Source organism: Limnohabitans sp. 103DPR2 (assembly GCF_001412575.1).
Classification (GTDB): Bacteria; Pseudomonadota; Gammaproteobacteria; order Burkholderiales; family Burkholderiaceae_C; genus Limnohabitans_A.
In genome coordinates this window covers 2,636,990-2,662,039 of sequence record NZ_CP011834.1, presented here as the reverse complement: position 1 = coordinate 2,662,039, position 25,050 = coordinate 2,636,990, and the positions used below count along the sequence as shown (strand labels likewise).

The window sequence follows — 25,050 nt, the reverse complement described above, 5'->3', positions numbered from 1 at the left end:
ATCCTAAGCCCCGTCCAGCCAAGCGCTGGTGCGGGCGTTGAGCGAAGTACTTGTTTGGCTTAAGCGCCAAGTGTGCACATCGCTGGGCAATGTCAGCGCCAGTGCAAACACCTTTTGATCACGCGTGATGGTGGCCACGGCTTTTTTCTCATTGCCCAGCAGCAGCGACAAGTCTTCCAGTTTTTTCAAGCGCCAAGTTTGTGACTTGGCTTTGGCACTGGCCACGGCCCACCATTCATCGCCAGCGGCCATGCCTGCTTTTTCTGCAGCGCCGCCACGCAGCACCGCTTTGACTTGCACCACGCCTTGTGCCTCGAGTACACGCAGGCCCAAGCGCTGTGCCATTTGTGGCGCATCTTCGTGAACTACCACACCGTGCGAGGACAGCAAAGTTTTGAGTGGCAACTCTTGCGTGCTGTGCACCCAAGCTTTGAGTTCCTTCTTCCAGCTTCTGCCGGTTTGCATTTCCAACTCGGCCAACAAATCTGCTTCACGCAAGGGGCCCCCTTTGCAGCGCACCCACAAGCCGCGCATCACGTTGTCCAAATTAGACGTGCCTTCGGCGCGCAGGGTGAGGTCAATGCACAAAGCCACCAATGCACCCTTGGTGTAGTAGCTGATGGTGGCGTTGGGTGTGTTTTCGTCTTGGCGGTAGTACTTCACCCACGCGTCAAAACTGGCTTGCGCCACACTTTGTACCTGCCGCCCTGGTGCCTGCAAAACCAGGTTGATGGTTTTGTTGAGCAGTTTGAAGTACTGCGCATCGTCAATCAATTTGGCGCGGCGCAGCAGCAGGTCGTCGTAGTAGCTGGTGAAGCCTTCAAAGAACCACAGCAATTCGGTGTAATTCTCTTGGGTGTAGTCGTAGCGCTTGAACTCGGCGGGGCGCAGTTGTTTCACATTCCAGGTGTGGAAATACTCGTGGCTGATGAGGCCCAACAAAGTGACATAGCCTTCGGACATTTTTTTCATGTCCAAAGAAGGCAGATCGCGCCGATTGCAAATCAAGGCGGTGGAGTTGCGATGCTCTAGACCGCCATAACCCTCTTCAACCGCATTGAGCATGAAGACGTAACGTTTGTAGGGGGCATGGGCAGCAGGTTTTTTCTCATGCCAAAACTTGATTTCTGTTTCGCAAATTTTTTGCGTGTCAGCCAACAAGCGCGCGCCATCAAATGAAGCCATGGCCCCTGCAATGACAAATTCGTGGGGGATGCCGCAGGCTGTGAACTCGCCCCGCCAGAAGTTGCCCATCTCAAACGGACAATCGACCAACTCGTCGTAATTAGACGCAAGGTACTCGCCAAAACCTTGTTTGTTGACCTTGATGCTTTGCAAGCCTGTGGCTACAGACCACGTTGAGCCTTTGTGTGCTTTCAGCGTGAGACCATGCGCCACGTCTTCTTGGCCATGGACACGCAAGCACAGGCTGGTGCCATTGAAGAAACCGCGTTGAGTGTCCAGCCATGCGGTGCGCACTGAATTGTCAAACGCATAGACCTCGTAGGTCAATTCAAGGGCTGCGGTATTTTTGCAATCGATGTGCCACTGGCTTTTATGGTCTTGAAACACCCCGACGGATTTGCCTGCTTGTTTGGCTTTGAGGTTTTGCAGGTGTTTAGAAAACTCGCGCACCAAGTAGCTGCCAGGAATCCACACGGGCAGTGACATCACCTGACCCGAATCGGGCTTGGCAATGTGCAATGAAATTTGAAAAAGGTGGCTGTGGGTTTGACTGGCGTCAACGGTGTAGTGAATGGCAGGCATTGTTTTCTTCATCAAGTGGCGGCAGCGCCAATCAGGCAGCTCAAGGCGGCCACAACAGTCAGGTGCAAGCGCATTGGCAACCAGTCTTGCAAGCCCGCTTCAAGGTAGGCTTTGCGATCGACGGTGTAGCAAATGATCAAAATCAAGGCCAGCAAGGGCAGGCCCGCATAAGCCGGCATGGTGATGGCAATCCAAGCCAGCAAAGAAGGCACCACACCCCAGCCAAAATTAAACAAGGGGGCGTTGTGCATGCGCGCCACATTGCGAAAGCCGATGCCCCAATGGATGCCCCCCAAAAACGACACGATGGCGGCGCCGTAGCCTGCCAATGCCAAGGCCACAAAAGGGTGCAGATCGGCATCGATCAGCCACAACAACATGGCCATGCCCACGAAGGGAATGAGGCCTGCATAGGCCAAGCGTTTGACGTGCTTGCGGGTTTGATCTGCGTGGGGGTTCATGGCTTGACACCATTCAAGAGAGATTCAATTTGAGCGGCTTCAATGGCGCCTGGCACACGCGTGCCATCGGCCACAAAAAGTGTGGGCGTGCCGTTGATGCGGTTCTTCTTACCAAACTCGACGATGGCGTCAATGTTGTGGTTGTCACAAGCGACGGCAGGCGGTGCGATGCCTTGCAGCATCCAGTCATTCCATGTTTTGGCGCGGTCTTTGGCGCAGGCAATGTTGCGCGATTTGACTTTAGAGTCTTCGCCCAACACGGGGTACATCATGTGATAGATGGTGACGTTGTCGATTTTTTGCAGGTCGCGTTCAAAGCGTTTGCAGTAGCCGCAATTCGGGTCGGCAAAGACAACCAGTTTGCGTTTGCCATTTCCCTTGACTTGTGTGAAGGCATACTTAAGCGGCAGGCTGTCGAATGGAATGGCCGAGAGTTTATCGTTGCGCTCTTCGGTCAGGTTGCGCTTTTGCTTGGTGTCAATGAGTGCGCCTTGAATCAGGAAATCGCCTTTGGCGTCGGTGTAAAAAATCTCATTGCCCTGCACACGAATTTCAAACACGCCAGGCATGGGCGTCTTGCTGACCTCTTCAATTTTGGGCAGCGACGGCAAACGCTCGGCCAAGGTTTTTTTCAAGTTGGCGTCTTGTGCCCAAAGGCTGGTGTTGCAAAGGAGCAGGCATGTGGCGGTGAAAGCTTGAATCAAGCGCATGGGGTCAAATTCCTAAGGTGAAGAGGTCGTCAATGCACATGTTTCAAGATGCAGATTTCATGGCGTGTTGGGCCATCCATTTTTTCAGGGGACTGAATTGGTTGAAGCCCGACATGCCCCAGTTGCGAAGTTTTTGCAGAGGCAAGGCAGGCTGGGCAAACAAGCTTTGAAGACCGTCCGTGACCCAGCCCATGGCCAAGACTTCGGCTTGTCGTGCGCGCTCGTAACGGCGCAGCAGTTTGGGATCGTTCAAGGGCCGCCAGAATTCTTTGGTTTCAATCACACGGGCCAATTCGGCCACGTCGCCCAAGCCTACATTCAAGCCTTGGCCAGCCAATGGGTGAATGGCATGCGCCGCATCACCTGCCAATGCAAAGGCTTGGAGTTTTGAAGTGGCTGTGGTTTGCGGCATCACGCCAATCCATCGCTCAGCTTTGGCCAACTGCAAGGGCCACACAGCGCGCTCGCTGGTCAGTTGAACGGGGCCGGCCACTGGTTCGCAGGCAGATGCCAGTTGCGCACAAAAATCGGCGGCATCTGCGTGCAACAAATTTTGTGCGCGCTCTGGCGTGAGGGACCACACCACCGCCCACGCATGGCTGTTTTTACCGCCAATGGGCAGGAGGGCCAAGATTTCGGGGCCATGTGTGGTTTGAAACCACTGACGCGCTACTTGGTGGTGCGCTTCAGAGGTTTGAATGCGGCAGGCCAGCGCGTGTTGTGCGTAATGCTTGATCTCAAAGTTAACGCCCAACTCTGCACGGGATTGGCTGGCGCGTCCTTCGCAGATCACGGTGAGGGGGGCCATTGCAGGCTCGGTCATCTCTTCAATGTAGGTTTGATAAGCCACTGCTTGCGCCAATTTGGCTTCCAGCACGGGCACATCGACCATCCAGTTCAAGGCTTCAACGCCTTGCGCTGCGGCATCAAAGCGCAAATCACCGCCTTGATCGCCTTGAATCTGCATTTGCAAAATGGGGGTACAGGCATCGCCTTCGGGCCAGCAACGCAGATCAGACAGCAATTGCTTGGACGCCGTGTTCAGGGAATAGGCGCGCACATCACTGTGACCCGTCTCGGAAGGGTCTCCGGCACCCTTGTGAACCAAGGCCACGCGCAACTGCTGCGCCGCCAACAGCAAGGCCAAGCTGCGGCCCACAATGCCGGCGCCTCGAATGCAGACGTCAAAAGGGGTGGAAGAGTGCGTCATGGTGTGAATTGTAGAAGCCACTCAAAGACCTTGGCCCCAGACCAGTTGAATGCCGTATTGCCTTTGCAATGTCGCCAAGTCGTCGGGCGTATCCATGTCAACTCGGTAATGCACATTGGCTGTGGTCCAAGGATGAAACTGGGCAGGGTTGCGTTGCCGCCATTCCTTGCCACCAGGCAGCTTGGACAGATCTGTGGTGCCCAAGCTTTGGCCCTTTTGAAGGAGGTCGGTCATGACCACGTTGCTCAACATCACAGGATTGCCCGGTTGTGCCGATTCGCCAGGTTTTGCGACCTGGGGTTGGAGCATTTGCGTGCCAGGGGGCGCGTGTTTCACAGCGGCCACCAAGTCTTGAAGGTCTTGCGTCTCAAGCAGGGGTTGGTCTGCAAGTGCCACCATCAACCAATCGGGCGCCAAACTTTGTGCCTTGGCCAGACCCAGGTGCAAAGAGCTGTTTTGACCATCTGTAGGTTGGGGGTTCAGCACGCGGTGGAGGGTCTTACGCCCAAAGGTGTGGGCAGGGGTTGAGGTGTCCAGTACCTTTTGAACAGCGTCGGCGTGGTGGCCCAGAACCAGCACGGTTTCGTCAATGCCTGCCGTCTCCAGGCGCTCTAGCAGGCGCTGGAGCAGCGTTTGGCCGTCGCGTTGCAACAGGCATTTGGGTCGTCCCCCCATGCGGGACGCGGTGCCTGCTGCCAACACAATGGCCACCACGCGAAGGCGTGGGCAGGGTGCGGGGAGGGTGCAATCAAAGCGGGCTTGGGTCATGGGCAGAAATTAGACCACGCGCACCCTTTAAAATCACGGATTGTTCGAAGAATCCAAGAAAGTCCCTCATGAGCCTCAAATGCGGCATTGTGGGCTTGCCCAACGTTGGCAAGTCCACCCTTTTCAACGCCTTGACCAAAGCTGGCATTGCGGCCGAAAACTACCCTTTCTGCACCATTGAGCCCAATACCGGCGTGGTGGAGGTGCCCGATCCGCGCTTGCAAGAGTTGGCTGCCATCATTACCCCCGAACGCATCGTGCCCGCCATTGTGGAGTTTGTGGACATTGCAGGCTTGGTGGCCGGTGCCAGCACAGGCGAAGGCTTGGGCAACAAATTCTTGGCGCACATCCGTGAAACCGACGCCACCATCAATGTGGTGCGCTGCTTTGAAGACGACAACGTGATTCACGTGGCAGGCCGTGTGGATCCGATCTCCGACATTGAAGTCATTCAAACTGAGTTGTGCTTGGCCGATTTGACGGCGGTGGAAAAAGGTTTGCATCGCGTGCAAAAAACGGCGCGTTCTGGCGACAAAGAGTCGATCAAGTTGGTGGCCATTTTGGAAAAATGCCAAGCCGCCCTGAACGAAGGCAAGCCTGTTCGCACCATTGAGTTCAGCAAAGAAGAACGCCCATTGCTCAATCAATTCTTCTTGATCACGGCCAAGCCCGCCATGTTTGTGGCCAACGTCGCCGAAGACGGTTTTGAAAACAACCCCTTGCTCGACAAATTGAAAGCCTACGCTGCGGCACAAAACGCACCGGTGGTGGCCATTTGCGCCAAGCTCGAAGCCGAAATGTCAGAAATGTCGGACGAAGACCGTCAGATGTTCTTGGAAGAGTTGGGCCAATCCGAGCCGGGTCTGAACCGCTTGATTCGCTCTGCCTATGCCTTGCTGGGTTTGCAAACCTATTTCACCGCTGGCGTGAAAGAAGTGCGCGCTTGGACCATTCATGTGGGCGACACAGGACCCCAAGCAGCAGGTGTGATTCACACGGATTTTGAAAAAGGCTACATCCGTGCGCAGACCATTTCCTACGAAGACTTCATTGCCTACAAAGGCGAGCAGGGCGCCAAAGATGCCGGCAAGATGCGCGCTGAGGGCAAGGAATACGTCGTCAAAGATGGCGACGTGATGAACTTTTTGTTCAGCAGTTAAGGCGCCGATGGACGTCCGTCCATCTGTGCTTCTTCTTGCGCTAAATTTTCGATCACTTTCAACAGCACCTTGCGCGTTGTCAGGAGCTCGGCTTGGCTGACGCCATGCACTGCCACGTGATTGACGTCGACGGCCAAGGGCACCAAAGCTTTTTTCAAGGCTTTGCCTTTGGGCGTGAGGTGCACGTACATGTTTTTGCGATTCTCGGGTTTTTGTTTGCGCACCACATAACCCAAGGCTTCCATGGCTTGGATGGCGCTGAAGGTGGTGGGCTCCATCACACCTGCTAAGTCGCTGAGTTCTTTTTGGGTCAGGCCATCCGAAGTCCAAAGAATTCGCAAAAATGTCCAATGCCCAAACGACACATTGTATTTTTGCAAACGCACTTGCAGTCGTTTGTTGAAGGCCCTGCCAGCATCACGAACCAAGTGGGCCAGGCGATCATCTGGCACGGACTCGTGCCAGTGTTTCAAAATACTTTGGGTGTTTCCAGGAATCTTAGTGGCCATCTTGCACTCCCACTTGGTGGTGCATCAGTACCGCGTGTTGATGTGTTGCAGCTTCCAAGATGCCCAAGCAAACTTCGGTGCTGGCGCGAGACCAGGCACCGCTGTGCGTCAATGCGCCCGAACCTCGGAGGTTTTGAAACAGCTCGTCAATAACCTCTTTGCGCGGATAGGCCGGTTCTGGCAATGCTTCGAAATATTCTTTGTCTGGGCCATAGACCCACATCCCCAAGGGCGTCAAACGAATATCGCCTTTGTCACAGCTGACCACAACAGGACCGAAATGTTGATAGGCATTGCTGGTGATGGCTGCGGGCGCATACAAAGGACCGCCATAGTTGCGTGCGGCCTTGAGGCTTGATTCTTCGTCCGTGTGATGGGTTGTTTCTAGTCTGCGACGCGCCTGGCCATAACGCTGCGCGCTTTCGTTGGCAGGTTTGGGCTGACCAATTTCGCCCACATGGTCCATCCAGACATCGCTGTCAAAGTGGCCGTAACCGTTGTAGGTGACTGTGGCAAAAGCCATGTTTTCAAATTGCAGCAGTGCACTGTAGGCACCCTCGGTGGGACGTGTGGCATCCCATTGGCCAGTGCAAGCTTGCACACTGCGCACTTTGCCGCCACCCAGCAAACGTACCACATCGATTTGATGGGCGGCTTGGCTGTGGATCACGCCGCCACCCAATGCGGTGTTCAATTCTTCAGGACGTCTGGGACGGTACAAAAAGTCGGTGTAGTTAAGGGCCGTGATCATGCGAACTTGCCCCAACTCTCCTGATGCAATCAGCTCGCGTGCGCGCAACACGGGTGCATTGAAGCTGTGGCTGTGACCTACCATGAGTTGCACACCGGCTTGCTGGCAGGCGTCCATCATACGGGTGCATTCCTCTAAAGAAATGGCCATGGGTTTTTCGACCCAGCAATGTTTGCCATGTTGGGCGGCCATCTGAACATGCGCAGCGTGGTATTGATGCGGTGTTGCAATGTAGATCACCTCGACGTCGGGCAAGGCACACAAAGCTTCAACGCTGTCGACCGTGATGGCCTGAAAATCTTTTTCAAACTGCGTTCGGGCTGCCGCAATCGGATCGGTGGCTGCCACCAGCTGAATACGAGGGTCTTGCAAGAATGTAGGCAACATCAAAGTGAAGGCCCGGCCCAAGCCAGCAACGCCTATTTTGATGCTTGAAATGTTGTCGCTTGCCATGTTCACAGGTCAATTTCAATCAAGTCGTTGGGTGAACTGGCACGTGACACACAGACCATGATGTGGGTCGATTTTTCAGCTTCATTCAACACAAAGTCGCGGTGTTCTACAGTGCCAGATACCAAGTTTGTTTTGCAGCTGCCACAGGTACCGCTTTCACATGAACTGGGGATGCGGAAGCCTGCTTTGCGTAGCGCTTCCAAAATGCTTTCGGTTTCGGCAACGGGCAATACTGTTTGCGATTGCGATAACTTAATGCTGAAGGGACTGTTGGCGGCTTGAGATGAAGCGCTGGCCCCAAAGCTTTCAAAATGCACGCGGCCTTGTGGCCAGTGGCCGCTCATGTCTCGCACGGCATCCATCAAGCCCTGCGGTCCGCAGCAGTAAATGTGAGCTTGACTGGGTTTTTCCAGCAGTGGCCAAAAGTCCAAGCCTGCGTCGGGGTTGCCGCCGTCAAAGTGAAAACTGACTTGCCCCGCGCTTTCCAAGGCCTGCAACTCAGGCATGAAAGCGGCGCCTTCTGCGTCGCGTGCGCAGTAATAAAACCGAAAGTGACCCTGCCCACTGTCTGACTTCACTCTGGCCATTTGCCTGGCCATCGACAACAAGGGCGTGACACCAATGCCACCTGCAATGAAGATCACCTCATTGGCGTTGTCGATCAACTCAAAATCATTTCGGGGTGACGAGACGCTGAGTAAATCGCCAGCTTGAACTTGGTCCACCATGCTTTGCGAGCCACCCCGTCCGTTTCTTTCCAGCTTGATGGCGATCTCGCAAAAACTTGTTTCCGCTGGATCATTGCAAAGCGAGTAATTGCGGCGTTGACCTGCGGGGGTTTGCACGGTGATGTGCGCGCCTGCTTTGAAGGAGGGCAATGCTTGGCCTTGAGGGTGAGCCAATTTGAAGTGCCAAATGTCTTTGGCCACTTGGCTTTTGTGCTGCACCAGCAAAGAAGAAAATTCTGGGTCAATCGCTTGGGTCATTGAGAGTACTGTGGTGAGTCTTGGCCAAAGATCAGTTAAGAAAAGGGTCTGTCAAATGTAAAACTTGACATCGGTCATGTTTTTCCATTATCTTAGAGCCCTAAGAATAATTTCGCAAGTGTCAAACAGCTTGAACTTGCGCTCTGAATGCCCAAACCATGATCACCCCTGAAGAAAATGACTTGCTGTGCCGCGTTGAAGGCCAAGCGCCCATGGGGCAACTCATGCGCCGTCAATGGATTGCCATTTGTTTGATCGAAGAAGTGTCTGAACCCGATGGCACGCCCATCAAGGCCAGAATTTTGGGCGAAGACTTGGTGGTCTTCAGAGACACCAAAGGTCGCGTGGGCGTGATGGACGAATATTGTCCGCACCGCAAAGCTTCCTTGGTCTATGGCCGCAACGAAGACTGCGGCTTGCGTTGTCTCTACCATGGCTGGAAGATGGATGTGGCGGGTAATGTCGTGGACATGTCTTCCGAGCCTGCGGGCAGTGGCTTGGTTGAAAAAGTCAAACACCGCGCGTATCCTACACACGAGTGGGGCGGTTTTGTTTGGGCTTACATGGGGCCACCCGAGCACCAACCCGAGTTCACGCCACCCCCTTGGGCGCCCAATGCCGAGTCGCGTTTGGCTGTGGCCAAGATCATCATTCCTTGCAATTGGGCGCAGATCTTGGAAGGTCAAATTGATTCTGCGCACAGTTCCAGCTTGCATTCCTCCGACATGGTGCCTGCGCGTGTTGATGGCGCTAAGGCCACCGACACCCAATGGCTGCGACCTTCTACCGACAAATCGCCGCGCATGCAAGTGGAGCGCACGCCCTATGGCTTCAGGTATGCCGCCATTCGCAGGCCGATCAAGGATGCGCAAACCCACGACTATGTTCGCAGTACCGTGTTTGTGGCACCAGCCTCCGCCCTCATTCCGCCCAATGATCAGTACAACGTGGCCAACATGAATGTGCCCATCGACGATCACCACACAGCCTTTCACTTCATGGCTTGGGGCTCTCCCGATACAACGCCTGATCATGAAACTTGGCGTGCATTTTTGCATGCGCAAGTGGGCCCCGATTTAGATCCGCAATACCATCCCAAGCGCACGCACGAGAACCGGTTTGGTCAAGACCGTGCCGCCATGAAAGCGGGCAATTTCACAGGCATTCAAGGCATTCCCAATCAAGACATGGCCATGTGGGTGTCGATGGGCCCCATCGTGGACAGAACGTTCGATCGATTGGGCGCATCCGACTTGGCCATCGTGGAGTTCAGGCAAAGAATGCTGCAGGCCGTTCGCAGCTTCATGGCTGGTGAAACGCCCATTGGCACCGGCGAGAACCACATTCCTGCGCAGGTTTGTGCCTATCAATCCATCATCCCTAAAACCACAGACTGGCGTGAGTTTGACGCCCAACCCGTCTGATCTGTTGAACGCTTGGAGACATTTATGAAACGTCGCGATCTGTTGGCAGTTTCTGCCGCCCCTTGGTTGGCCGGCATGCAAATGCCTGCTTGGAGTCAAAGCACATTTAATTTCACCAAGGCCGTCAAATTCATCGTGCCTTATGCACCTGGTGGCTTGCCAGATACCGTTGCGCGCGTGTTTGCGCAGCGCATTGGTGAGCGCATTGGCCAAGGGGTTGTGATTGAAAACAAACCAGGTGGCAATGGCGTGGTCTCTGCGCAGGCTTTGGCCAGCAGTCCCAATGATGGGCACACTTTTTTGGTGACTGATGGATCCATGTTCTCCATCAACCCCCTCATTTACAAAAGCTTGGCCTATGATTTGAAACGCGACTTTGCACCAGTGACTTTGCTAGCGCGCTCGCCCTTGTATTTGGCTGTGCATCCCAAAGTGCCTGTGAACACTTTGCAAGAATTTGTGCAATACGTCAAAGCGCGTCCCGATCAACTCAACTATGGTTCTTCTGGCATTGGCAGTAGCCACCACCTCACCATGGAAGCCATGAAGGCGGCCTTGGGCATTGACATCCGGCATGTGCCATTCAGGGGCTCGGGTCAATCGGTGCCGGCCTTGGTCGGTGGTCAGGTTGAGTGCTTGTTTTCAGCCTTGCCTTCTTTGGCCGGGTTTGCAAAAACCAACCAAGTCAAAATTTTGGGCAGCAATGCAGGACAGCGCTCATCTTTGATGCCGCAAGTGCCCAGCATTTCTGAAATCATTCCCGGTTTTGATTTCGCCGTCATCATTGGTGCGCTTGCGCCAGCCAATGCGCCAGCAGGCGCCATTGCACGTTTGAGTGCAGAGGCTGCAGCGGTGAAAAATCATCCCGAACTCTTAACCACCTTGGGCACCGCAGGCATTGATGCTGTGGGCAGCACAGCCGCTGACTATGGCAAAGCCATTCAGTCCGAAAACGAACGATTGGCCAAAGCAGTCGCTTTGGCTGGCTTGAAACCAGAATAAGGAAACTCAATCATGGCAAAACTCCCCCTCAGCTTTGCTTGCTGGAACTACGATCGCACACGCGCCCTCATGGACGGCAGCGTACAAGTCGACGGCATCGATTTGAACTACCTCAACCTGCCCGTGGAGGAAACCTTCTTCCGCATGGCACGTTTCCGAGAGTTCGATGTCTGCGAAATGTCGCTCTCATCGTATTGCGTGTCTTTGCACAAACCCGATCGTCCTTTCATTGCGATTCCGGTGTTTCCCTCACGCTTCTTCCGCCATTCTTGCATCTATGTGAATGCCAACTCGGGCATCAACGAACCCAAAGATTTGATCGGCAAACGCATTGCCAGCCCCGAGTACCAAATGACCGCACCTGTGTGGATTCGCGGTATTTTGCAAGACCACTATGGTGTGCCTGTCGATGCGCAGCCTTACCTTTTCGGTGGCGAAGAAGAAACGGGCCGCATTGAAAAGCAAAAGCTGAATCTGCCGCCTAACATTCAAGTGCACCCTATTCAGCCACACCAAACTTTGTCGCAAATGCTGCACGACGGTGAACTCGATGCGCTCTACACCGCGCGCATGCCTTCGTCGTTCTTGAAGGGAGATGGCAAGGTCAAGCGCTTGTTTGAAAACTACGTGGACATTGAGCGCGCGTACTACCGTCAAACCAAAATTTTCCCCATCATGCACACTGTGGTGATTCGCCGTGAAGTGTATGAAGCCAATCGTTGGATTGCGCAATCGCTGACCAAAGCCTTCATTGAAGCGCAGCGCCGCACGTACGAAGATTTGTACGAAACAGCAGCGCTCAAGGCCATGTTGCCTTGGTTGACCGCCCATGTGGAAGATGCACGCCGTGAATTTGGCAATGACTGGTGGTCGTATGGTTTGGAAAACAACCTGAACGTGTTGGAAACCTTCACGCGCTATCACCAAGAGCAAGGTTTGTCGCCGCGCAAACTGAGCCCTCAAGAGTTGTTCGCACCAGAATCGCTGGAAGCTTTCAAGATCTAAATCCCTTCGCGCTGCGTGAGTTCACGCGCGCGAAATTCACAAGGTCCGCCTCATGGATATTTTGTTCAACACCGACACGGTGTTGATCGTTGCAGCTTGCGCTGCAGCGATCCTGTTTGGCGGCATCGTCAAAGGCACATTGGGCGTTGGTTTGCCCTTGTTTGCTGTGCCGATCATGTCACTCATGATTGGCAGCACCCAAGCCATTGCATTGGTGGCCGTGCCTGTGTTGGTTTCCAACATTTGGCAGGCCTGGCAAGAGGCCAGTTGGAAAGCCAGCATCAAACGCTTTTGGCCTTTGATGTTGACGCAGGCTGTTATGACAGTCTTTGCCGTGCATTGGACTTTGTCTTTCAGTGTGAAGCAACTCAACATGTTGGTGGCGTTTGCCGTGGTGCTGGCGGTTGTTTCCATGTTGTTCAAACCCAGCTTCCAAATTCCACCGAAAAAAGAGCGGTGGGTGGGGGCCTTGGTCGGCACCATGTCGGGCATGTTGGGCGGCGTGTCCTCCCTCATGGGTCCCATCCTGATCAGTTACATGATGTCTTTGAAGTTGCAGCGCGACGAGTTTGTGGGCTGCATCAGTGTCATTTACTTGAATGCTGCCTGGCCACTGTACATTGCCATGTATGGCTTCGGGCGTATGGAGTTGATGGACCTGGGCTATTCATTTTTAGCCTTGCTGCCCATGGCCTTGGGTTTGAAGACGGGACAGAAAATGCGTCACCGTCTCAGTGAAGACGCTTTCAGAAAAGTTCTGTTGGCCTTCTTGGTGCTGGTGGCCAGTTTGTTGGTGCTCCGTTAAAGCGTTTAGTTAAAGCGTTGAGTGGTCTTAAAAAACCCACAACAGCAAAGACGTCATCACAACATAGCGCAGGAACTTGCCAATGGCCATGTAGATGGCGCAAGGCAAGAGAGGCATTTTGAGCCAACCTGCCACAGCGCAAAGCGGATCACCAACGCCAGGCAGCCAAGACAACAAGCAGGCCTTAGGGCCCATCTTTTCAAGCCATGCCAAGGCTTGGCCGTGAAATTTGTCGCCCCAGCTGGTGCGCTCTGACTTTGTTGGGTTTTGTTTTTTCCTGACCAAGTCCACCGCTTGGTGTGCCCCATAGCCCATCCACCAACTGACGATGCCGCCCAAGGTATTGCCTGCGGTGGCCACCAAAATGGCCGACCAGAACAAGTCAGGATTGATTTTGATCAAGCCAAACACAGCGGGCTCCGAGCCCAATGGCAACAAGGTGGCTGAGATGAAAGAGATCAAGAACACAGTCGACAAACCGTGTTCTGGGAATGCCAGCCAAGCCAAAAGCTGCGAGAGGTGAGGGGTGATCCAATCTTCCATGTCAACAGAGTGTAGCCAAAGGTTTCAATTTTGAAATTTCTATGAAAATAATGCCCTTGCTCAAAAATTAAGCAATACAATCGTGCCTCCTTTTTAAGCAGCCCGCCCCCACACCCACCCCCTTTCCCCATGCAAATTGGACCTTATGTCTTGCCCAATGCTGTGTTTGTGGCGCCGATGGCCGGCGTCACCGACAGGCCTTTTCGCCAGCTGTGCAGACAGTTTGGCGCGGGCTATGCCGTGAGCGAAATGGTCACGTCCCGCAAAGACTTGTGGAAAAGTTTGAAGACCTCGCGCCGTGCCAACCACGATGGCGAGCCAGGTCCTATTGCGGTGCAAATTGCGGGCACCGATGCGCCCATGATGGCGGAGGCCGCCGCTTACAACATCGATCAGGGTGCGCAGATCATTGACATCAACATGGGTTGCCCCGCTAAAAAAGTTTGCAACAAATGGGCGGGCTCTGCGCTCATGCAAAACGAAAGCTTGGCGATTGAAATTGCAGAAGCCGTGGTGGCCGCATGTGCGCCGCGCGGTGTGCCCGTCACCTTGAAGATGCGCACCGGATGGTGCAACACAGAAAAGAATGCGCTCACCTTGGCCAAAGCCTTTGAAAGTGTGGGCATTCAAATGGTGACTGTGCATGGACGCACTCGCGAGCAAGGCTACAAAGGCTTTGCCGAATACGACACCGTGGCCGCCGTGAAAGCAGCCGTCAAAATTCCGGTGGTGGCCAATGGCGACATTGATTCACCTGAAAAAGCACTGCACGTTTTAAAGTACACCGGTGCGGATGCCCTCATGGTGGGCCGCGCAGCCCAAGGTCGTCCTTGGATCTTCCGCGAGATCGTTCATTTCCTTGCCACGGGTGAACACTTGGCGCCGCCCTTGGTGGCAGAGGTGAAGCGTGCATTGCTCGACCATTTGCAAGACCACTATGGCTTGTACGGCGAACTGACCGGTGTGCGTTCTGCGCGCAAACACATTGGCTGGTACGTCCGTGATTTGCCAGGGGGTGATGTGTTCAGAGACCACATGAACACCTTGGAAACGGCTGAATTGCAATCGCGCGCGGTGGCAGATTTTTTTGAAGAGATGGCAGCGCGCATCGAGCGCATGCCAAAGGCTGTGGCGGGCATTCAGCCTGACATGGCGCTGGAGACGATGGAATGAGCAAGAAGAAAATAGAAGAGTGCATTCGCGACAGCTTGAACGCTTACTTTCAAGACATGGACGGCGTAGAACCTCACGGCATGTACGACATGCTGTTGAATGCCGTTGAAAAACCATTGCTGGATGTGGTCATGCAACAAGCCGACCAAAACCAATCGCGCGCTGCCGAGTGGCTGGGCTTGAACCGCAACACGCTGCGCAAGAAACTGATCGAACACAAACTTTTGAAGTGAAAAAAATGAAAGCACTGATTTCTGTCTCTGACAAAACTGGCATCGTCGAACTCGCCAAAGCGCTGCATGCGCTGAAGGTGGAGTTGGTGTCTACAGGCGGTACAGCCAAGTTGTTGGCTGAGCAAGGCCTGCCCGTGACCGAAGTGGCGCAAGTCACTGAGTTTCCAGAAATGCTGGACGGCCGCGTGAAAACTTTGCACCCTAAAGTGCATGGTGGTTTGTTGGCACGTCGCGACGTGCCTGAGCACATGGCCGCTTTGAAAGAGCACGGCATTCAAACCATCGATTTACTCATCGTCAATTTGTACCCCTTTGAAGCCACGGTGGCCAAGCCAGGTTGCACCTTGGAAGATGCCATTGAAAACATCGACATTGGCGGTCCGGCCATGGTTCGCAGTGCCGCCAAGAACTGGAAAGATGTGGCCGTACTCACCGACGCATCGCAATACGCCACTGTGATTGATGAGCTCAAAGCCAGCGGCAAAGTGTCTGAGAAAACACGCTTTGCATTGTCTGTCGCTGCCTTCAACCGCATCAGCAATTACGACGCCGCCATCAGCGATTACCTGTCTTCTTACAACTTGGAAGACGGCACTCGCACCGAATACCCAGCGCAGTCCAATGGCCGCTTTGTGAAGTTGCAAGACTTGCGCTACGGTGAGAATCCGCATCAAACAGCCGCCTTCTACCGCGACTTGTATCCAGCGCCTGGCTCACTGGTCACAGCTGTGCAGCTGCAGGGCAAAGAGCTGTCTTACAACAACATTGCCGATGCCGATGCGGCTTGGGAATGCGTCAAGAGCTTTTCAGAAGCGGCTTGCGTGATCGTGAAGCACGCCAACCCTTGCGGCGTGGCAGTGGGTGCGAATGCACTCGAGTCCTACAGCAAAGCTTTCCAAACTGATCCCACATCCGCGTTTGGCGGCATCATTGCGCTGAACCGCATCGTGGACGCTGCGGCAGCGCAACAAATCAGCAAGCAGTTTGTTGAGGTGTTGATGGCACCCGCTTATTCACCCGAAGCCCTGGAAATTTTCAAAGCCAAAGCCAATGTGCGCGTGTTGCAAATTGCCTTGCCCGAATTCAAAGAAGGCGGCACCCCCTTCGAGCAAGGTCGCAACTCACAAGACATCAAGCGCGTGGGTTCAGGCTTGCTGATTCAAACCGCCGACAACCACGAGCTGCAATTGGCCGACCTCAAAGTGGTCACCAAAGTGCAGCCCACACCCGCGCAGCTGCAAGACTTGTTGTTTGCCTGGAAAGTGGCCAAGTACGTGAAGAGCAATGCCATTGTGTTCTGTGCCAATGGCATGACCATGGGTGTGGGCGCAGGCCAGATGAGCCGCTTGGACTCTGCGCGCATCGCCAGCATCAAAGCCGGCCATGCTGGTTTGAGTTTGCAAAACACGGTGGTGGCCAGCGATGCCTTCTTCCCGTTCCGAGACGGTTTGGACGTGGTGGTGGACGCCGGTGCCAATTGCGTCATTCAGCCGGGCGGCTCCATGCGCGATGCCGAAGTGATTGCGGCGGCCGACGAGCGCGGTGTGGCCATGGTCTTCTCGGGCGTGCGCCACTTCCGTCATTGAGATGTGAAATTTTGTAGAGCAACATGCCTTTGAAAAAAGGCATGATGTGAGCCTGTTCAGACTCAAGCGAAATCTCGCATCCAAGGCCCCATGACTGCATCTACATCTTCCCCTTTGACGTCCATTTCACTGGGCGTGCCCGTGGTGGACTCGCACAGCCACGTGATTGCGGACGACCCCGTTCGCTATCCTCTGGCGCCTATGGGCGGCAAGCAATCCGATTGGTCCAAAGAACGTCCCGTCAATGGCGCGGGCATGGCCCAGGCCATGAAAGAAGCCGGTGTGGCCAAGTCCATTTTGGTGCAAGCTTCCACCTGCTACGGCCATGACAACAGCTACACCCTGGACTGTGTCAAAGCCAACCCCTCACAGTTTGTGGGCGTCTATTCCGTTGACACCTTGCAAGCCGATGCCGTGGCGCAAGTGAAACGTTGGAAAGACGAAGGTCTCAGCGGCACCCGCGTTTTCATTGCCGGTCATACCGCCGCAGACCACAGCGTGCGTTTGGACGACCCCCGCAGCTTTCCCGTTTGGGAGTACATCTCCCAGCACAAGATTCCCATGTGCGTGCAACTGCGAGCCGATGGATTGCCTCAACTCGAAACTCTCCTGAAGCAGTTCCCCAAAGCCATCGTCTTGCTAGACCACTTCGCCCGCCCTGTGTTGGAAGAGGGGGCGCCATACGCGCAAGCTGCCAGCTTGTTTGCACTGGCCAAGTACGAGAATTTGAATTTCAAATTCACCACCCACAATGTGCGTGAATCCAAAGAAGGCAAAGCCACACAGGCCTCCTTCTGCAAAGCAGTGGTCAGCGCCTTTGGTGCCAAGCGCATCGCATGGGGCTCTAACTTCCCAGCGTCTGCCGGTGGTTTGACAAAGCATTTGCAAGAAGCCCTCGAGGCCACAGCGTCATTGACCTTGGAAGACCAACGCTGGATTTACTCCGGTACGGCGCATGCCTTGTACCCAGATCTGAACAAGGGCTAAGCAGTATGTCTTTTCATTTAAAACCCGAAAAACTCAAACTCAAAACCCTGTTGGGCGATTACCCCAACACCATGGCTTTGAAAAACGGCGTGTTGCGGCCCAAGCTGTTTGATTTTGAATTTGACCCCGTCAAAACGCCCAACCGTGCGTTCAAACGCGTGGTACGCGAACTGGAATTTGACGTCGCAGAATTGGCCCTGGTGACTTACTTGCAAGCCAAAGCCTACGGCAAACCCTTGGCACTGTTGCCTGCGGTGGTGGGCGAAGGCCGCTTCCAACACCACTGCTTGGTGTACAACGCTGAGCGCGGCAAAGTAACGGTGGCCCAACTCAATGGCAAACGCGTGGGCATTCGTGCGCATGCCCAAACCACTGTCACGTGGGTGCGCGGTGTGTTGGCCAACGACTACGGTGTGGACTTGCCCAAAGTGCAATGGGTGACGTTTGAGCATGGCCACTTGGCCGAGTTTCCAGACCCCAAGGGTTTTGAGCGTGCGCCAGAAGGCAGCAAGATGGTCGACATGCTGTTGTCGGGCGAACTCGATGCGGCCATCATTGGCAGCGACTTGCCAGACGATCCACGATTGCAGCCGGTGCTCCCTGATCCGCACGATGCCGCGCAAGCTTGGAGTCGTCGTTTGCAAATGTTGCCCATCAATCACATGATGGCCATCGACATGGACCTGTGCAAAGACCGCCCTGATGTGATCCAAGAGGTGTATCAAGTTCTGGCTCAAAGCAAAGCCATGGCCAAAGACGAGAACCCTCGCCGCAGCGTGCACGCTGTCAAGGGCGAGATGGACCTCACGCCGTTTGGCATTGAGCCCAACCGAAAAGCCCTTGAGGTGTTGATTCGCTACACCTACCAACAAGGTTTGATTCCCAGACCTTATTCGGTGGACGAATTGTTTGATGAAACCCGTGACCTGTTAGGAAAATGATGCAATTCAAAGAAAACTTTTTAGGTCGTCGCCAACTCATGTTGGCAGCCTTGTTGTCAGCTGGATTGGGCAAAGCCTTTGCGCAATCGGGTGGTGTGTCGCGCATCATCGTGCCGTTTGCACCCGGCGGTGCACGTGAAATGCCAGCCCGTGCCATTCAGCAAGAGTTGTCACAAGAGACTGGCCAAAATTGGATCATCGAAAGCAAGCCCGGTGCAGGCGGCGCCATTGGCACCGCCTTTGTTTCCAAAGCGGCACCGGATGGCAAAACTTTGCTCATGGCAGCCTCCAGTCACTTTGTGACAGCGGCCATGGGCGCACGTCCGTTTTACGAACCTGTGAAAGAATTTGCGCCGGTGGCCAACATTGGCAATCAGAGCTACATCCTGATGGTCAACGCCAGCGTGCCTGTGAAAACTGCGGGTGAGTTCATTCAATATGCCAAGAGCAAACCGGGTGTGCTCAATTACAACTCTGCAGGTGTGGGCAGCTCTACGCACTTGGCCATGGCCTACTTTGCCAAGACGGCCGACATCGACATGGTGCACGTGCCTTACAAAGGAACCGCTGAGGCCGTGACGGATGTGTCAGGTGGGCGCGGCAACGCAGTCATTGTGCCTACGGCAGGTGTGGGTGTTTATTTGCAAGACACGCGCCTTCGCGTGATTGGCATCACGTCCAAAAAACGCTCAGCTTTGTTGCCCAACATTCCCACCCTGGCGGAATCGGGTTTGGCAGGTTTCCACTTTGAATCGTGGTTTGGTTTGCTGGCGCCTGCAGCCACGCCCGTAGCCATTCAAGAAAAGATCAATGCTGCCGTCAACAAAATCATTGGCAACAAAGATGTCAAAGAGCGTTTGCTGGCATTGGGCATGGATTCGCCTCAGTGGAACCTAGACGCCTTCAACAAAGTGTTCCTTGCCGACCGTGAGCTGATGACCAAGATCGTCAAGGAAACGGGCATTACCCGCGAGTCATAAAACCGACGCCTAAGCTCGAAACTTAGGCGAGCGTCTTGAAGATCTCGCGCGCTGCGCTCACTGTGTCGGCAATGTCCTGCGCAGTGTGTGCACCGCTCACAAAGCCAGCTTCGTAAAGCGCTGGCGCAATGTACACGCCGCGGTCTAGCAAGCCGTGGAACAAGGTGTTGAACTTGCTGCCATCGGTCTTCATCACTTGGGGGTAGTTGCTGGGCAAGGTGGGCAGCAAGAAGAATCCAAACATGCCGCCTTCGCAGTCGCCTGCAAAGGGAACACCTTCTGCCGCTGCTGCAGCCGACAGGCCATCCACCAATGAACGTGTGCGAGCACTCAGCGCATCAAAGAAACCAGGCTTGCTGATTTCGGCCAAGGTGGCCAAGCCGCACGCGGTGGCCACAGGATTGCCGCTCAAAGTACCCGCTTGGTACACAGGGCCCAAAGGTGCCAGTTGCTCCATGACGGCGCGCTTGCCACCGAAGGCAGCCAAAGGCATGCCGCCGCCAATCACTTTGCCCATGACGGTCATGTCGGGCTCGAAGCCAGGAATGCTTTTGGCATAAACACTTTGCGCGCTGCCCAAGGCGACGCGGCAACCGGTCATCACTTCGTCAAACACCAACAAGGCGCCGTATTGACTGCAGAGTTCGCGGCAGCGTTTCATGAAAGGCACGCTGGCGCGCACAAAGTTCATGTTGCCAGCGATGGGCTCGATCATCAGACACGCCAACTCGTTGCCGTGAATTTTGAAGGCTTCTTCCAATTGCTCGATGTTGTTGTACTCGAGCACCAAGGTGTGTTGCACCACTTCAGGGGGGACGCCTGCACTGGTGGGGTTGCCAAACGTAGCCAAGCCCGAACCGGCTTTGACCAAGAGGGCATCGGCGTGGCCGTGGTAGCAGCCTTCAAACTTGATGATTTTGCTGCGACCTGTGGCGCCGCGGGCCAAGCGCAATGCACTCATGCCGGCTTCGGTGCCCGAGCTGACCAAGCGCACCATGTCCATGGAGGGGACCAGCTTGAGCAAGGCTTCCACCAACTCGACTTCGCGCTCGGTGGGGGCGCCAAACGAGAAGCCATCGAGCGCAGCTTTTTGCACGGCTTCTAAAACGGCGGGGTGGCCATGACCCAAGATCATCGGGCCCCAAGAGCCGATGTAGTCGATGTATTTTTTGCCGTTGGCATCCCAGAAGTAAGCGCCCTCAGCGCGCTTCACAAAACGGGGTGTGCCGCCCACTGCGCGGAAGGCGCGAACAGGTGAGTTCACACCGCCAGGAATAACTTGGCGTGCGCGTTCGAACAGGGTGTCGTTGAGGTCAGTGTTTGGTTTCATTGATCGGCATTTCAAAAAAATCGGCGTTCATGTCGGGGCCGCCTTCATCGCCTTCTTCGCCCTCTTCGGACTCGGGTAAAGCCCAGAAGAGTCTATCGGGAATGACGTGACCCATGCCCGGGCGAAAACCCTCGTCTAGGCAACGGTCGAGGTAGTGCAAAGCTTCGCTGGCCGCCACGGATAAATCGAGGCCAGTGGCAATCAAGGCCGCCAGTGCGGCGGACAGGGTTTCGCCTGCGCCGCTGAACACAGCTTCGATGCGTTCAAATTTTTCATGACCCACCACGGTTTCGGGTGTGGCCAAGACGTTGTCGATGTGCTGGTCAGAGGCTGTAAGGCCCGTGACCAAGGTGTAGGGTACGCCCAACTCAGATGCCGCTTTGGCAATGTCGCGGGGGCCTGGATTTTTTTCGCTCGACCAGTCGGGCAAGAGCCAGCGGCGCAAAGTGCTGTGATGGCCCACCAACACGCTGGTTTGCGGCAACAACAGTTCGCGAAAGGCATCGAGGTACTGGTCGATTTGGTCGTCTTCCCACCAAGACAGGTTGGGCATGTAGGCCACCACCGGCACGCCGTCGTAGTCGGCCGTGAGTTCAGCAATGATGCTGATGTTTTCGGCGCTGCCGGCAAAGCCAACTTTGATGACCTGAGGGGGTACATCTTCCAAGATGGCGCGGGCTTGGTCGCCGACAGCCTCTTCGGGCAAAGGGAAAAAGTCGAATGTTTGTGCGGTGTCTTTGGCGTAGGCACCAGTGAGGACGGGCAGGGCGTGCGCACCCACCGAAGCGATGGCCAGAACGTCGGCACTGATGCCGCTGGCGCCGCTGGGGTCGCTGGCATTGAACACCAAGACACAGGCAATTGACGCGTCGTCTTCGCTGTCGTTGGCCAGATCGGGGGCATCTGACGGAGGTAAAGAAGTGGTCATGGGTTACAGTGAAGCCCGATACAATCGTTTCATTCTATTCGACACCGGTGCCACACTGTGACAGATACTAAAACTTGGATGTGCTTAATTTGCGGCTGGATTTACGACGAGGCCGCTGGTTGCCCAGAGGACGGCATTGCGCCCGGCACCGCCTGGGCCGATGTGCCCATGAACTGGACTTGTCCAGAGTGCGGCGCCCGCAAAGAAGACTTTGAGATGGTGGCCATCTAAAACGGCCCCCCCAGTTGCCTGGCTGAGCTTAGGACGCTTTTTTGACGACGGCGTAGCGCGCCAGCGTTTTCTCTCGGGCCTCTGCGTGGTTCACCACGGGCAGGGGATAGTCTTTTCCCAATGTCACCCCAGCCGCTTGCAAAGCCAGTGGTTTGGCATCCCATGGCGCATGGATGTCTGCGCCTTGTAAGCCCGCAAGTTGCGGCAAATACCGTTTGATGAATTTGCCCTGCGGGTCAAACTTTTCGCTTTGCGTGACGGGGTTGAAAATGCGAAAGTAGGGCTGGGCATCGCATCCGCTAGAGCTGGCCCATTGCCAGCCCCCATTGTTGGCCGAGAGGTCAAAGTCGATGAGGTGCTGGGCAAAGTATTTTTCGCCCCAACGCCAGTCCACCCCCAGGTCTTTGGTGAGGAAAGAGGCCACCACCATGCGCAGGCGGTTGTGCATATATCCCGTTTGGTTAATTTGGGCCATGGCCGCATCAACCAGCGGGTAGCCCGTGCGGCCTTCGCACCATGCGGCAAACAGGGCTTTGCCGTGGGGGCCGTGGTCCCATTGGATGGCGTCGTATTCGGCTTTGAAACTTCGCTCGGCCACGTGGGGGAAGTTGGCCAAGATTTGGGCGTAAAAATCACGCCAAATGAGTTCGGACAACCAGACACTGGCCCCTTCACTGGTTTTGTAGCGACGCCATGCTTCGAGGGCCAATTGCCGGACAGATACGGTGCCAAATCGCAAATGCACACTGAGATAACTGGGGCCTTTGACGGCTGGGAAATTGCGGGTTTCTTCGTACCGGTCGATGCGGTGCAGAAAGTCTTCTAGCAAAGCCTGGCCGCCAGAAAAGCCCGTTTTGTAGTGCAAGGCTGTGAGGTCGACTTCTTCGAAGTCGATGTCAGGAAGAGTCGGCACTGGCAATTGGAGGGCTTTGGGGCGGGGCGCCAATGCCGCAGCGTGCTCGGCAATGGGGTGAGGCGCCAAATCTTGGGGCTGCACCTTCTTGAGCCAAGCGTTTTTGTAAGGCGTGAACACGGTGTAGGGGTTGCCGGCCAAGGTGAGCACTTCTTGTCGCTCGAAAACCACATGGTCTTTGTAGGTGTGCAGGGCAATGCCTGCGTTGGCCAAGGCACCGCGCACTTGGGCATCGCGGGCCAAGGCGGCCGGTTCGTCGTCGTGGTTGGCAAAGACGGCCTGAGCCTCAATTTGCTTGGCAAGATCCGTAATTTCTTGGATGGGATTACCGTGCAACACAATCAGACCCACTTGGGCGGCTGCTTTGGCGTCAAGCCCTGCCTCTTGGGCGGCTTGGCGCAGCAATTGGTCCAATTCGACCAAAGAAGCTTGAATGAAGGCGACCCGGCGGTCTTTTCGGGGCAACTCGTTCAGGATGCCGGTGTCAAAGACAAACACGCATTGCACTTTGGTGCAGTTTTTGAGGGCATGAAACAGGGCTGTGTTGTCGGCAACGCGTAAATCTCGCCGAAACCAGACCAAGCCGGTAGAAAAGGGTTTGTGCATGGGTTTGAGGCCGTTAAAATTGGAGCATGTCTGCCGATTTTGCCTCCACTCAGCTTTCGCATCATTTTTTGATTGCCATGCCCGGACTGGAGGACCCTACATTTGCCAAGAGTGTGGTGTACGTGTGTGAGCACTCTGAGCGGGGTGCCATGGGCTTGATCATCAACAAGCCCGGCGATCTCAGTCTGAAGCATTTGTTCGAGAAAGTCGAGTTACCCCTGCACCGACAAGACCTTTTGCAATCCAATGTATTGCACGGTGGCCCGGTCCAAACAGAACGTGGCTTTGTGTTGCACGATCCCGTGTTGGAAAAAGATTCGGTGGATTCAGAAAATTCAAACACAGAAGCAGTCGCCACACCCAATTCCATCTACGCCTCCACCCTCAGTGTGCCTGGCGGGTTGGCCATGACCACTTCCAAGGATGTGCTTGAAGCCCTGGCAAATGGTTCAGGTCCCCAGCGCGTGGTGGTCACATTGGGTTATGCCTCGTGGGGCGAAGGCCAATTGGAATCTGAAATTGGTGAAAACAGCTGGCTCACAGTGCCTGCCGATCCTGCGGTGATTTTTGACACACCCATTGAGCAGCGCTACGACAAAGCCCTCAGCCTCTTGGGCTTGCAAGCGTGGATGTTGTCGTCAGAGGCGGGTCACGCATGAGCCTGGACCAGGCGCTCTCTGTGCCTGCGTCGCAGCAGAGTTTTTTAGCTTTCGATTTTGGTCTCAAGCGCACCGGCGTGGCCGTGGGCAATCGCATGCTGCGCCAAGCCACCCCCCAAGCCACCGTGGTGGCGGAAGGTGATGCACGATTTGCGCACATCGAGAAACGCATCAAAGAATGGGCGCCCGATGCTTTGGTCGTCGGGGTGCCTTTTCATCCCGATGGGGCCTCCCACGAGAACACCCTTCGCGCACAAAAATTTGCGAGACAACTTCGGGGACGTTTTGGTTTGAACGTCTACGAAGTGGACGAACGTTACAGCACCACCGAAGCCATTTCGGCCGGTGCCAAAGATGCCGATGCTGCGTCGGCTTGCATCATTTTGGAACAATTTTTAAGGAGTCTGCCTTGAGTGCATTGGCTTTGAATGCAGAGGCGCTGTACAGCGAACTCTTGTGCGGTGTGCGAACCATGTGCACCTCTGAAACCCGCTTGGTGGGCATCACGTCGGGCGGCGCTTGGTTGGCCGAGCGTCTGCAAAAAGATTTGGGCTTGAGCGGCAAGCACGGCAGCATTTCATCGGCCATGCACCGCGATGATTTTGCGCAACGCGGCTTGTCCTCCGGCGGTCAAACGCAACTGCCGTTTGAGATTCAAGGCGCCGATGTGCTGATCTTGGACGATGTGTTGTACACCGGCCGCACCATTCGCGCCGTCATCAACGAGTTGTTTGACTACGGCCGTCCAGCCAGCGTGCGCTTGGCCGTCTTGGTCGATCGCGGAGGCCGCCAGTTGCCCATTCAAGCCGATTACGCAGCCGCGCGCGTGGCTTTGCCCGACACCCAATCCTTGGCGCTGGCGCGCTTGGCCAATGGCGAGTTCAGCTTTGAAGTTCAAGAAGACAACAGCACAGCAGGGAAAAAATAAG

Annotated in this window: 27 protein-coding genes; 15 read left to right on the top strand and 12 right to left on the bottom strand. The window is 55.1% G+C overall.

Annotated features, from left to right (window positions below):
• Positions 1 to 3 precede the first annotated feature (3 nt).
• Genes L103DPR2_RS12855 through L103DPR2_RS12835 form a run of 5 tightly spaced genes read right to left on the bottom strand, consistent with a single transcriptional unit; the run spans position 4 to position 4,916 of the window.
• On the bottom strand, positions 4 to 1,779 hold the full coding sequence (locus tag L103DPR2_RS12855) for a M61 family metallopeptidase (protein WP_231717644.1): 1,776 nt from the start codon (positions 1,777 to 1,779) through the stop codon (positions 4 to 6).
• On the bottom strand, positions 1,779 to 2,228 hold the full coding sequence (locus tag L103DPR2_RS12850; protein ID WP_055361433.1) for a DUF3429 domain-containing protein: 450 nt from the start codon (positions 2,226 to 2,228) through the stop codon (positions 1,779 to 1,781). The genes L103DPR2_RS12855 and L103DPR2_RS12850 overlap by 1 nt, the downstream gene beginning before the upstream one ends.
• Entirely contained in the window at positions 2,225 to 2,938 is a 714-nt protein-coding gene (locus L103DPR2_RS12845; RefSeq protein ID WP_055361432.1) for a DsbC family protein, read from the bottom strand. The genes L103DPR2_RS12850 and L103DPR2_RS12845 overlap by 4 nt, the downstream gene beginning before the upstream one ends.
• A 43-nt stretch (positions 2,939 to 2,981) precedes the next feature.
• Complete coding sequence (locus L103DPR2_RS12840) at positions 2,982 to 4,148, bottom strand: FAD-dependent monooxygenase (RefSeq protein ID WP_055361431.1); 1,167 nt, start codon at positions 4,146 to 4,148, stop codon at positions 2,982 to 2,984.
• A gap of 21 nt (positions 4,149 to 4,169) precedes the next feature.
• Positions 4,170 to 4,916: a nucleotidyltransferase family protein gene (locus L103DPR2_RS12835; RefSeq protein ID WP_055361430.1), complete on the bottom strand. Its 747-nt coding sequence runs from the start codon at positions 4,914 to 4,916 to the stop codon at positions 4,170 to 4,172.
• Between the two features lie 68 nt (positions 4,917 to 4,984).
• Between L103DPR2_RS12835 and ychF the strand changes: the two genes are divergently transcribed.
• Positions 4,985 to 6,076, top strand: a complete 1,092-nt coding sequence (gene ychF / locus L103DPR2_RS12830; RefSeq protein ID WP_055361429.1) for a redox-regulated ATPase YchF — start codon at positions 4,985 to 4,987, stop codon at positions 6,074 to 6,076.
• On the opposite strand, the gene L103DPR2_RS12825 is transcribed toward ychF, so the two are convergent.
• Genes L103DPR2_RS12825 through L103DPR2_RS12815 form a run of 3 tightly spaced genes read right to left on the bottom strand, consistent with a single transcriptional unit; the run spans position 6,073 to position 8,775 of the window.
• Positions 6,073 to 6,585, bottom strand: a complete 513-nt coding sequence (locus L103DPR2_RS12825) for a MarR family winged helix-turn-helix transcriptional regulator (protein WP_055361428.1) — start codon at positions 6,583 to 6,585, stop codon at positions 6,073 to 6,075. The two genes, ychF and L103DPR2_RS12825, sit on opposite strands and share 4 nt — an antisense overlap.
• Positions 6,575 to 7,789, bottom strand: a complete 1,215-nt coding sequence (locus tag L103DPR2_RS12820) for a Gfo/Idh/MocA family protein (protein WP_055361427.1) — start codon at positions 7,787 to 7,789, stop codon at positions 6,575 to 6,577. Before L103DPR2_RS12820 ends, L103DPR2_RS12825 begins: the two co-directional genes overlap by 11 nt.
• A gap of 2 nt (positions 7,790 to 7,791) precedes the next feature.
• Complete coding sequence (locus L103DPR2_RS12815) at positions 7,792 to 8,775, bottom strand: PDR/VanB family oxidoreductase (RefSeq protein WP_055361426.1); 984 nt, start codon at positions 8,773 to 8,775, stop codon at positions 7,792 to 7,794.
• 158 nt (positions 8,776 to 8,933) lie between these two features.
• Between L103DPR2_RS12815 and L103DPR2_RS12810 the strand changes: the two genes are divergently transcribed.
• From L103DPR2_RS12810 to L103DPR2_RS12795, 4 genes are read left to right on the top strand one after another with little or no spacing between them, the layout of a single operon-like run.
• Positions 8,934 to 10,199 carry a Rieske 2Fe-2S domain-containing protein gene (locus L103DPR2_RS12810; protein ID WP_055361425.1) on the top strand — a complete coding sequence of 422 codons (1,266 nt, stop codon included), beginning with the start codon at positions 8,934 to 8,936 and terminating at the stop codon, positions 10,197 to 10,199.
• 24 nt (positions 10,200 to 10,223) lie between these two features.
• Positions 10,224 to 11,201: a Bug family tripartite tricarboxylate transporter substrate binding protein gene (locus L103DPR2_RS12805; protein WP_055361424.1), complete on the top strand. Its 978-nt coding sequence runs from the start codon at positions 10,224 to 10,226 to the stop codon at positions 11,199 to 11,201.
• Positions 11,202 to 11,213: 12 nt separating this feature from the next.
• Entirely contained in the window at positions 11,214 to 12,206 is a 993-nt protein-coding gene (locus L103DPR2_RS12800; protein WP_055361423.1) for an ABC transporter substrate-binding protein, read from the top strand.
• A gap of 52 nt (positions 12,207 to 12,258) precedes the next feature.
• Positions 12,259 to 13,011: a sulfite exporter TauE/SafE family protein gene (locus tag L103DPR2_RS12795; protein WP_055361422.1), complete on the top strand. Its 753-nt coding sequence runs from the start codon at positions 12,259 to 12,261 to the stop codon at positions 13,009 to 13,011.
• Positions 13,012 to 13,038: 27 nt separating this feature from the next.
• Here the strand turns inward: L103DPR2_RS12795 and L103DPR2_RS12790 are convergent, their stop codons facing one another.
• Positions 13,039 to 13,554, bottom strand: a complete 516-nt coding sequence (locus L103DPR2_RS12790) for a YqaA family protein (protein ID WP_055361421.1) — start codon at positions 13,552 to 13,554, stop codon at positions 13,039 to 13,041.
• A 129-nt stretch (positions 13,555 to 13,683) separates the two neighbouring features.
• On the opposite strand from L103DPR2_RS12790, the gene dusB reads away from it, so the two are divergent.
• The 6 genes from dusB (at position 13,684) to L103DPR2_RS12760 (ending at position 19,454) form a co-directional block, all read left to right on the top strand.
• Positions 13,684 to 14,727 (top strand): tRNA dihydrouridine synthase DusB, encoded by a 1,044-nt coding sequence (dusB, locus tag L103DPR2_RS12785; protein WP_055361420.1) that lies wholly within the window; start codon positions 13,684 to 13,686, stop codon positions 14,725 to 14,727.
• Complete coding sequence (locus L103DPR2_RS12780; protein ID WP_055361419.1) at positions 14,724 to 14,960, top strand: Fis family transcriptional regulator; 237 nt, start codon at positions 14,724 to 14,726, stop codon at positions 14,958 to 14,960. Before dusB ends, L103DPR2_RS12780 begins: the two co-directional genes overlap by 4 nt.
• Before the next feature lie 5 nt (positions 14,961 to 14,965).
• Complete coding sequence (purH, locus tag L103DPR2_RS12775) at positions 14,966 to 16,546, top strand: bifunctional phosphoribosylaminoimidazolecarboxamide formyltransferase/IMP cyclohydrolase (protein ID WP_055362048.1); 1,581 nt, start codon at positions 14,966 to 14,968, stop codon at positions 16,544 to 16,546.
• A 90-nt stretch (positions 16,547 to 16,636) separates the two neighbouring features.
• Entirely contained in the window at positions 16,637 to 17,533 is an 897-nt protein-coding gene (locus L103DPR2_RS12770; protein WP_055361418.1) for an amidohydrolase family protein, read from the top strand.
• A 5-nt stretch (positions 17,534 to 17,538) separates the two neighbouring features.
• Entirely contained in the window at positions 17,539 to 18,474 is a 936-nt protein-coding gene (locus L103DPR2_RS12765) for a hypothetical protein (RefSeq protein ID WP_055361417.1), read from the top strand.
• Positions 18,471 to 19,454 (top strand): tripartite tricarboxylate transporter substrate binding protein, encoded by a 984-nt coding sequence (locus L103DPR2_RS12760; protein ID WP_055361416.1) that lies wholly within the window; start codon positions 18,471 to 18,473, stop codon positions 19,452 to 19,454. Before L103DPR2_RS12765 ends, L103DPR2_RS12760 begins: the two co-directional genes overlap by 4 nt.
• 22 nt (positions 19,455 to 19,476) lie before the next feature.
• Here the strand turns inward: L103DPR2_RS12760 and hemL are convergent, their stop codons facing one another.
• Positions 19,477 to 20,784 (bottom strand): glutamate-1-semialdehyde 2,1-aminomutase, encoded by a 1,308-nt coding sequence (gene hemL / locus L103DPR2_RS12755; protein ID WP_055361415.1) that lies wholly within the window; start codon positions 20,782 to 20,784, stop codon positions 19,477 to 19,479.
• Positions 20,768 to 21,712 carry a bifunctional hydroxymethylpyrimidine kinase/phosphomethylpyrimidine kinase gene (gene thiD, locus L103DPR2_RS12750; RefSeq protein ID WP_055361414.1) on the bottom strand — a complete coding sequence of 315 codons (945 nt, stop codon included), beginning with the start codon at positions 21,710 to 21,712 and terminating at the stop codon, positions 20,768 to 20,770. The genes hemL and thiD overlap by 17 nt, the downstream gene beginning before the upstream one ends.
• 78 nt (positions 21,713 to 21,790) lie before the next feature.
• Between thiD and L103DPR2_RS12745 the strand changes: the two genes are divergently transcribed.
• Complete coding sequence (locus L103DPR2_RS12745) at positions 21,791 to 21,943, top strand: rubredoxin (RefSeq protein WP_055361413.1); 153 nt, start codon at positions 21,791 to 21,793, stop codon at positions 21,941 to 21,943.
• 28 nt (positions 21,944 to 21,971) lie between these two features.
• On the opposite strand, the gene L103DPR2_RS12740 is transcribed toward L103DPR2_RS12745, so the two are convergent.
• A complete protein-coding gene (locus tag L103DPR2_RS12740) occupies positions 21,972 to 23,462 on the bottom strand; it encodes a cryptochrome/photolyase family protein (RefSeq protein ID WP_055361412.1) in 1,491 nt (496 codons plus the stop codon).
• Between the two features lie 26 nt (positions 23,463 to 23,488).
• Between L103DPR2_RS12740 and L103DPR2_RS12735 the strand changes: the two genes are divergently transcribed.
• The 3 genes from L103DPR2_RS12735 to pyrR are packed head-to-tail and all read left to right on the top strand — an operon-like array spanning position 23,489 to position 25,049.
• On the top strand, positions 23,489 to 24,121 hold the full coding sequence (locus L103DPR2_RS12735; RefSeq protein ID WP_055361411.1) for a YqgE/AlgH family protein: 633 nt from the start codon (positions 23,489 to 23,491) through the stop codon (positions 24,119 to 24,121).
• Positions 24,118 to 24,534: a Holliday junction resolvase RuvX gene (gene ruvX, locus L103DPR2_RS12730; protein WP_055361410.1), complete on the top strand. Its 417-nt coding sequence runs from the start codon at positions 24,118 to 24,120 to the stop codon at positions 24,532 to 24,534. Before L103DPR2_RS12735 ends, ruvX begins: the two co-directional genes overlap by 4 nt.
• The gene (gene pyrR, locus L103DPR2_RS12725) at positions 24,531 to 25,049 is read left to right on the top strand and encodes a bifunctional pyr operon transcriptional regulator/uracil phosphoribosyltransferase PyrR (RefSeq protein ID WP_108254953.1); all 519 of its coding nucleotides are present in this window, start codon (positions 24,531 to 24,533) and stop codon (positions 25,047 to 25,049) included. Before ruvX ends, pyrR begins: the two co-directional genes overlap by 4 nt.
• Position 25,050: the final 1 nt, after the last annotated feature.